Source organism: Pseudomonas sp. RGM2987 (assembly GCF_022952855.1).
GTDB lineage: Bacteria > Pseudomonadota > Gammaproteobacteria > Pseudomonadales > Pseudomonadaceae > Aquipseudomonas.
On the sequence record NZ_JALJDX010000206.1, the window covers coordinates 71,496 to 79,861 of the forward strand.

At 62.4% G+C, this 8,366-nt stretch carries 9 protein-coding genes; 5 read left to right on the forward strand and 4 right to left on the reverse strand.

Annotation, left to right across the window (positions count from 1 at the left end; all coding sequences use genetic code 11):
• The first annotated feature begins 4 nt into the window (after positions 1–4).
• Positions 5–775: an imidazole glycerol phosphate synthase subunit HisF gene (hisF, locus tag RGM2987_RS17705; RefSeq protein ID WP_245143695.1), complete on the forward strand. Its 771-nt coding sequence runs from the start codon at positions 5–7 to the stop codon at positions 773–775.
• Between the two features lie 63 nt (positions 776–838).
• Positions 839–1,585 (forward strand): ABC transporter substrate-binding protein, encoded by a 747-nt coding sequence (locus RGM2987_RS17710; RefSeq protein ID WP_245143698.1) that lies wholly within the window; start codon positions 839–841, stop codon positions 1,583–1,585.
• Positions 1,586–1,721: 136 nt separating this feature from the next.
• On the opposite strand, the gene RGM2987_RS17715 is transcribed toward RGM2987_RS17710, so the two are convergent.
• The 4 genes from RGM2987_RS17715 to gpmI form a co-directional block, all read right to left on the reverse strand.
• On the reverse strand, positions 1,722–2,504 hold the full coding sequence (locus tag RGM2987_RS17715; protein ID WP_245143700.1) for a divergent polysaccharide deacetylase family protein: 783 nt from the start codon (positions 2,502–2,504) through the stop codon (positions 1,722–1,724).
• 1 nt (position 2,505) lies between these two features.
• Entirely contained in the window at positions 2,506–3,822 is a 1,317-nt protein-coding gene (locus tag RGM2987_RS17720) for a S41 family peptidase (protein WP_245143703.1), read from the reverse strand.
• A 32-nt stretch (positions 3,823–3,854) separates the two neighbouring features.
• The gene (locus RGM2987_RS17725) at positions 3,855–5,147 is read right to left on the reverse strand and encodes a murein hydrolase activator EnvC (protein WP_245143705.1); all 1,293 of its coding nucleotides are present in this window, start codon (positions 5,145–5,147) and stop codon (positions 3,855–3,857) included.
• 262 nt (positions 5,148–5,409) lie between these two features.
• On the reverse strand, positions 5,410–6,939 hold the full coding sequence (gpmI, locus tag RGM2987_RS17730; RefSeq protein WP_245143708.1) for a 2,3-bisphosphoglycerate-independent phosphoglycerate mutase: 1,530 nt from the start codon (positions 6,937–6,939) through the stop codon (positions 5,410–5,412).
• Between the two features lie 150 nt (positions 6,940–7,089).
• On the opposite strand from gpmI, the gene RGM2987_RS17735 reads away from it, so the two are divergent.
• From RGM2987_RS17735 to secB, 3 genes are read left to right on the forward strand one after another with little or no spacing between them, the layout of a single operon-like run.
• Complete coding sequence (locus RGM2987_RS17735) at positions 7,090–7,503, forward strand: rhodanese-like domain-containing protein (RefSeq protein ID WP_245143710.1); 414 nt, start codon at positions 7,090–7,092, stop codon at positions 7,501–7,503.
• 1 nt (position 7,504) lies between these two features.
• Positions 7,505–7,759, forward strand: coding sequence for a glutaredoxin 3 (gene grxC, locus RGM2987_RS17740; protein ID WP_245143712.1), 255 nt, complete (start codon positions 7,505–7,507; stop codon positions 7,757–7,759).
• Between the two features lie 40 nt (positions 7,760–7,799).
• A complete protein-coding gene (gene secB, locus RGM2987_RS17745; RefSeq protein ID WP_245143714.1) occupies positions 7,800–8,282 on the forward strand; it encodes a protein-export chaperone SecB in 483 nt (160 codons plus the stop codon).
• Positions 8,283–8,366: the final 84 nt, after the last annotated feature.

Consider the following 8,366-nt stretch of genomic DNA (forward strand, 5'->3'; position numbering starts at 1 on the left):
GACCATGGCGCTGGCCAAACGCATCATCCCTTGCCTGGACGTGGACAACGGCCGGGTGGTCAAGGGCGTCAAGTTCGAGAACATCCGTGACGCCGGCGACCCGGTGGAAATCGCCCGTCGCTACGACGAGCAGGGCGCGGACGAGATTACCTTCCTCGACATCACGGCCAGCGTCGATGGCCGCGATACCACGCTGCATACCGTCGAGCGCATGGCCAGCCAGGTGTTCATCCCGCTGACCGTGGGCGGTGGCGTGCGTACCGTCCAGGACATCCGCAACCTGCTCAATGCCGGCGCGGACAAGGTGTCGATCAACACCGCAGCAGTGTTCAACCCGGAGTTCGTCGGTGAAGCGGCCCAGCGGTTCGGCTCGCAATGCATCGTCGTCGCCATCGACGCGAAGAAAGTTTCCGGCCCGGGCGAAGCCCCGCGCTGGGAAATCTTCACCCACGGCGGCCGCAAGCCAACCGGCCTCGACGCCGTCGAATGGGCGAAGAAAATGGAAGGCCTGGGCGCCGGGGAAATCCTGCTGACCAGCATGGACCAGGATGGCATGAAAAACGGTTTCGACCTGGGCGTCACCCGCGCCATCAGCGATGCGTTGGGTATTCCGGTGATCGCCTCCGGCGGCGTCGGCAACCTGCAGCACCTGGCGGACGGTATCCTCGAAGGCCACGCCAGCGCAGTGCTGGCGGCGAGCATCTTCCACTTCGGCGAATACACCGTGCCCGAGGCCAAGGCCTACATGGCGCAGCGCGGTATCTGCATTCGCTGATCGCTGGACACCATGGCGGGCCCAAGGCACTCTTGGGCTCACCATGGATTGCGGTAGTCCCACATGCTCAAACGCCTCGTTCTTGCCCTGGCCGGCGCCGCGTTGCTGCTCGCAGGCTCTGCCCGTGCCGCTGATACGTCATTGGTGTTGCTGACGGAAAATTTCCCGCCGTACAACATGGCGAAGAATGGCAAGAACTTCGCCCAGGACGAGAACATCCATGGCATCGCCGTGGACATCGTCCGCGAGATGTTCAAGCGCGCCGATATTACCTACAGCCTGACGCTGCGTTTCCCTTGGGAGCGGATCTACAAGCTCGCCCTGGAAAAACCCGGCTACGGTGTGTTCGTCATGGCCCGGTTGCCGGAGCGCGAGAAACTCTTCAAATGGGTCGGCCCCATCGGGCCCGACGACTGGGTCATGCTTGCCAAGGCTGACAGCACGATTGCCCTCGACTCGCTGGAACAGGCGCGCCGCTACAAGATCGGTGCCTACAAGGGCGATGCGATTGCCGAAACATTGGGCAGGCAAGGGCTCAAGCCAATCGTGGTACTGCGCGATCAGGACAACGCCCGGAAACTGCTCAACGGGCAGATCGACCTCTGGGCCACCGGGGATCCGGCCGGGCGGTATCTGGCGCGGCAGGAGGGGGTAAGTGATCTGAAGACCGTGTTGCGCTTCAACAGCGCCGAGCTGTACCTGGCGCTGAACAAGGACGTGCCCGACGATGTGGTCGCCCGGCTCCAGAAAGCCCTGGATGAGCTGCGCAAGGAAGGCGCGGTGGACGCGATCATGGCGCGGTATCTCTAAGACCGTGTCGCGGCCGTCGTCGGATCGCCGCCCGGAGCAGGCTCGCTCCCACAGGTGTCGGGGCGAACACAGATATTGCAGTCACCACAGACGAAACATGTGGGAGCGAGCCTACTCGCGATGGCAGCGGCGCGGTTTATCGGTAAACCCCATCCTTCCCATGCCCAACCATCGCCCGATTGCTGCGCAGGCTGATCATCGACTTGATGTCGATCCATTCAACGCCTTGGGCCTGGAGCCTGGGCAGTTCGCGTTCCAGTACTGCCAGCGTTTGCGGGTAGGGATGGCCGATCATCACGGCCGAGCCCTGCCGGCGGGCCAGGTCGATGGCGGTCTGGAGCTGATGGGTGATGGCGGTTTCAGTGCGTTCATCATCGAGGAACACATCTCGCGACACACTCGCCAGGCCGATCTTCTGCGCCTCGGCGGCGGCGACCGTCTGGGCACTGGTGCGGCTGTCGACGAAGAACTTGTGTCGTTGCTGCAAGTTCGCCATCAGCCACGCCATGGCCTGGGGTTGGGCGGTCATGCGGCTGCCCATGTGGTTATTGATCCCGCTGGTGTAGGGCACCGCTGCGAACGCGGCGTCGAGGCGCTTGCCCAGTTCTTCGAGGGATAGCTCCGGATGCCAGGCGAACGGCCCGGTGGCCGGGTCCATGGGCATGTGCAGCATGACGATCTTGCCGGCGCGATGGGCTTCGCGGGCGAGTTCGGCCGCGTGGGGGGTATCGGGCATGATCGCCGCCGTGACCGGGCCGGGGAGGGCCAGTACCTGACGATCCCGGGGCAGGTTTTGTCCCAGGTCGTCGATGATCAGGCTCAGGTAGGCCTTGTGCGGTGAAGCGGAGGGTGTGGCGGGCGCCGCAAGGGCAGTGCCGGCCATACAGCACAACAGGCCAAGGATGAATCGCAGACCCATCTCAACGGCCGGAGGTGATGTTCAGTCCTTTGAGCAGGCTCAAGGCCTGGGCCAGCTGGTAGTCGTCATCCTGCGGCATCGGCTTGGCCTTGGCACCGGAACCGCTCGGCTTGTCGGCGCCGCCGTTGCCATTGCCCAGGTGCCCTTGCAGGTCGGCTTCCTTGAAATACTCGCTGTCCTGCTCGTTGGTGATCTTGGCCTTGCGCACCTCGATGTCCGGGACGATGCCCTGGGCCTGGATCGAGCGACCGTTAGGCGTGAAGTACAGCGCGGTGGTGATCTTCAGCGCGCGATCATTGTTCAGCGGCAATACCGTCTGCACCGAGCCTTTGCCGAAACTGGTGGTGCCCATGACCACACCGCGCTTCTGATCCTGCAAGGCGCCGGCGACGATTTCCGAGGCGGAGGCGCTGCCGCCGTTGATCAGCACCACCAGTGGCACGGCTTCGCTCAGGTCGTTGCCAGTGGCCGAGAAGCGCAGCTCGGAGTTGGCGATGCGGCCCTTGGTGTAGACGATCAGGCCCTTGGTGATGAAATGGTCGACCACTTCCACGGCCGATTGCAGTACGCCGCCAGGGTTGTTGCGCAAGTCCAGGACCAGGCCGTTGAGTTTCTTGCCGTTGTCCTTGCGCAGCTTGGCCAGGGCCTTGGCGACTTCTTCGCCGGTCTTGACCTGGAACTGGGTGATGCGGATGTAGCCATAGCCCGATTCCAGCAACTGGCTCTTCACGCTCTTGACCTGGATGACCGCCCGGGTCAGGGTCACGTCGAACGGCGTGCCGCCGTCGCGCACCAGGGTCAGGGTAATCTTCTGGCCGATCTTGCCGCGCATCTTGTCCACGGCTTCGGTCATGCTCTGGCCGCGGGTCGGCTGGCCGTTGATCTTGACGATGAAGTCGCCGGCCTGGATGCCGGCCTTGGAGGCAGGCGTATCGTCGATCGGCGAGACCACTTTGACGAAGCCGTCTTCGCTGCCGACCTCGATGCCCAGGCCGCCGAATTCACCGCTGGTGCTTTCCTGCAACTCGGCAAAGTCGTCCGGCCCCAGGTAGGCCGAGTGCGGATCGAGGTTGCTGAGCATGCCCTTGATGGCGTTCTCCAGCAGCATCTTGTCATCCACCGGCTCGACGTAGGCGGCCTTGATCCGGTCCATGACCTCGGCAAAGGTGCGCAGTTCGTCCAGCGGCAGCGGGGCCTTGGTGGTCGCGGCCGATGCGGCGGGCGCCGACGGTGCCGGTTCGGCGGCAAAAGCCAGGGGCGCACCGATCACCAGGGCGATCGTCAGGGCCAGCGAGGTGAGGCGGGACAAATGCAGCATGTCGAACGAACTCCTGAAGTGGATGGGCGCGCTTATCCTTGCGCACGACACCATTGGGCCGGGTCACTGGGGCGACCCTGCTGACGAATAGCGAAATACAGTGCTGGCGTGTCCTGCCCGCCACTGTTGCCGACCGTGGAAATGGACTCACCGGCCTTGACCACGTCGCCTGCTGACTTGAGCAGCGTCTGGTTGTGGCCGTACAGGCTCAAATAACCGTTGCCATGATCGAGGATGACCAGCAAGCCGGCACCTCGCAGCCAGTCGGCGAATACCACACGCCCGCCATGCACGGCGTGCACCTGGCTGCCGGCGGAAGCGCTGATCATCACGCCGTCCCACTTGGTGCGGGTGTCGTCGCCACGGGTTTCACCGAAGCGTGCGAGTAATCGACCATTGACCGGCCATGGAAGTTTTCCCCGGGCCGAAGCAAATGCACCGCCAAAGGTTTCGCCGTCACTGGAAACCAGCGCGCCGGGCGTGGATCTGGCCGGTTTGCGCGGAGCGTCGTCAGCGTCCGCTTCGGCCTGGGCTTCACGCAAACGCTTTTTTTCGGCTTCCTGCTGGGCGATCAGCGCTTTCTGACGCGCTTCTTCTGCCTCTCGAGCCTGGCGGGCCAGGGTTTCTTCGATGGTTTTCAAGACATTGGCCAGCTCGGCCTGGTCTTGCTCGCGAGCCTTGAGCTTGCTGTCGCGGGCCTTCACGTCGTCGTTGAGCTTGGCCAGGGCCACCTGGCGTTCCTTGCGCACCTTTTCCAATTCTTCGCGCTGGGTGTCGAGGCTGCTTTTCTGCACGAGCAACTGGGCTTGCTGCAATTCGATGTCTTTTTCGACATTAGCCAGCTGGCGCAGGGTTTCGTTGAAGTTCTTGAGTTGCTCCAGGCGGGCCTGGCTCAGGTAGTCGTAATAAGTGAGCGTACGGGCGAATTTCTCGGGGTTCTGTTGGTTGAGCAGCAGCTTGAGGTACTCCTGGCGGCCGCTCTGGTAGGCGGCTCGGGCCTGGATGGCGATCAGGTGTTGCTGTTCAGTGCGCGCGCCCTGGAGTTTTTTTTTCTCGCCATCGAGTCGCTGCAGCTCGGATTCGCTTTTCTTCAGCTCTTTTTGCAGAGCCTCGACCTGTTTCTCCAGCTTGCCCATCTCGGTCTCGGTGCCGCGCAGGTCTTTCTGCACGCTGGACTTCTCTTCCTGCAACTTGCCCAGCAGTTTCTTCAGCTCGGCAATGTCCTGACGCGTGGCGTCCAACTGCTGTTGGGTTTGCGCGCGCTCGTCAGCAAAGGCCGGTTGGAGCAGGCAGGTCAGAGCAAGGGCTATCAGGACGCGAAGCATAGAGGCGGGCGACACCAGGGTAAGGGACGGCCTAGTATGCCCGCCCGACGCTGCAAAAAAAACGTCCATTTGGGGCTGTGTGATAACTGGCCGGAAAAACACTGCAAGCCGCCAGCCTGCTGTGGCGAGGGAGCTTGCTCCCGCTGGGCTGCGAAGCAGCCCCTCGACAGTTGATCAAGCCAGGGCCTCTGCGATGGCTGCGCCATCGAGCGGGAGCAAGCTCCCTCGCCACAACAAGCCAATGCTCCGTGACTACGTGTCGTCAAACCAGAATCGAAGTCCCGGTCATCTCCGCCGGCTTCTCCATGCCCAGCAGCATCAACATGGTCGGCGCCACGTCCGCCAGCACGCCGCCGTCGCGGACCTTGAAGTCACGCTTGCCAACATAAATGAACGGCACCGGCTCGGTGGTGTGGGCGGTGTGGGCCTGGCCGGTGGATTCGTCGGACATCTGCTCGACGTTGCCGTGGTCGGCGGTGATCAGCGCTTCGCCGCCGACTTTTTCCAGTGCCTCGACGATGCGGCCAACGCAGGTGTCCAGGCATTCCACGGCCTTGACCGCCGCTTCGAACACGCCGCTGTGGCCAACCATGTCGCCGTTGGCGTAGTTGACCACGATCACGTCGTAACGCTGGTTTTCAATGGCGTCGACGATGCGGTCGGTCACTTCCGGCGCGCTCATCTCCGGTTGCAGGTCGTAGGTGGCGACTTTCGGCGAAGGAATCAGGATGCGCTCTTCGCCCGGGAAGGGTTCTTCACGACCGCCGGAGAAAAAGAACGTCACGTGGGCGTATTTCTCGGTTTCAGCGATGCGCAGCTGGGTCTTGCCATGCTTTGCCAGGTAATCGCCCAGCACGTTTTCCAGGCTGCCGGCGGCGAAGGCCGATGGCGCGGGAATGCTCGCGGCGTATTGGGTCAGCATCACGAAGCCGGCGAGTTTCGGCTGGCGGGCGCGGTCGAATTCCTTGAAATCGTCTTCAACGAAGACCCGGGTCAGTTCGCGGGCGCGGTCGGCGCGGAAATTCATGAACACCACGGCGTCGCCGTCTTCGACTTTGACCGGTTCGCCAATGGTGGTGGCCTTGACGAATTCGTCGCTTTCACCGCGCTCATAAGCTGCTTGCAGGCCTTGCTGGGCGGTGGCCGCGCCGAATTCGGCGTTGCCGTCGACGATCAGGTTGTAGGCCTGGGCAACCCGATCCCAACGGTTGTCGCGGTCCATGGCGTAGTAGCGACCGACGATGCTGGCGATGCGACCTTTGCCCAGGGCCTGGAACGTGGCGTCCAGCAGCTCGATCGACGAGGTTGCGCTTTTCGGTGGGGTGTCACGACCGTCGAGGAAGGCGTGCAGGTAGATCTTCTCGGCGCCGCGCTTGACGGCCAGTTCGGCCATGGCGATCAGGTGGTCCTGGTGGCTGTGGACGCCGCCGTCGGACAGCAGGCCCATGAAGTGCACGGCTTTGCCAGCGGCTACGGCTTTGTCCACGGCGGCGCAGATGGTCGGGTTCTCGAAGAACTCGCCGTCGCGGATCGCTTTGGTCACGCGGGTGAAGTCCTGGTAAACCACGCGGCCCGCGCCGAGGTTCATGTGGCCGACTTCGGAGTTGCCCATCTGCCCGTCGGGCAGGCCGACATCCATGCCGCTGCCGGAGATCAGGCCGTTCGGCACGCTGGCCCAGAGGCGGTCCAGCACCGGCTTTTTGGCCGCGTATACGGCGTTGGATTCGTGGCTGTCACTGTGACCGAAGCCGTCGAGAATCATCAGGACCAAAGGTTTAGGCGTGGTAGTCATGGAATCCTCGTGGCTGCTTGAAAGAAGACGATGCAAAAGGGACGGGCAGTTTAAAGGTAAGTTCCGGTGGCGTCACCGCCGGGCGGGGTTTGGCCGGCCTTGCGTGCTGTGTATACTGGCCGACATTTTAACGCCCTGGAACCTCCTTCGATGGTTGCTCACCTGATTCAATTTGCCACTAACCACTACATTCTCGTTGGTATCTTCGTCGTACTGCTGGCGTTGCTGATTGCCCATACGATGCAGGGCGGCGGTCGCAGCCTGAGCACTGGCGAGCTGACGGCGCTGGTTAACAAGGACGCCGGCGTGGTGGTGGATATCCGTCCGAGCAAGGAATACGCCACCGGTCACATTGTCGGTGCGGTGAACATGCCCCAGGACAAACTGATGGCGCGCATCGGCGAGCTGGAGAAACACAAGGCCAAGACCATCATCCTGGTCGACGCCCAAGGCCAGCACGCCGGCACCCATGCCCGTGAACTGATGAAGTCCGGTTTCACCGCCGCCAAGCTGTCCGGTGGCGTTGCCAGCTGGAAAGCCGACAACCTGCCCCTGGTGAAGTGAGATGACCCACGTCGTTGTCTATTCCAGCGATTACTGCCCCTTTTGTTCCAGGGCCAAGTTCCTGCTCCAGAACAAAGGCGTGGCTTTCGAAGAGATCAAGGTCGACGGCAAGCCGCAACTGCGCGCCGAAATGACCCAGAAGGCCGGTCGCACCTCCGTGCCGCAGATCTGGATCGGCAGCACCCACGTGGGCGGTTGCGATGACCTGTTCGCCCTGGAGCGCGCCGGCAAGCTCGACGCGATGCTCAAGGCCTGAATTCCCCACTAATAGAACCTGAAAGTAAGAAGGATCTGCGATGACTGACCAACAGAACACAGCTGCCAGCGAAGAAGAAGCCGCACCGCAATTCTCCTTGCAGCGTATTTATGTACGTGACCTGTCCTTCGAAGCCCCGAAAAGCCCGGCGATCTTTCGCCAGCAGTGGGAGCCGAGCGTAGGCCTGGACCTGAACACCCGTCAGAAAGCCCTGGAAGAAGACTTCCACGAAGTGGTGCTGACTCTGTCGGTTACCGTGAAAAACGGTGACGAAGTGGCGTTCATCGCCGAAGTGCAGCAGGCCGGGATCTTCCTGATCAAGAACCTCGACGCCGCTTCGATGAGCCACACCCTGGGCGCGTTCTGCCCGAACATCCTGTTCCCTTATGCCCGCGAAGCCCTGGACAGCCTGGTCACCCGCGGCTCGTTCCCTGCGCTGATGCTGGCACCGGTGAACTTCGACGCCCTGTACGCGCAGGAATTGCAGCGCATGCAGCAAGAAGGCGGCGCGACCGTTCAGTAATTCCAGCCTGAGCGTTCATGCAAGTCCAAATGTGGGAGCGGGCTTGCTCGCGAAAGCGGTGGGTCAGTTGGCATTAATGTCATC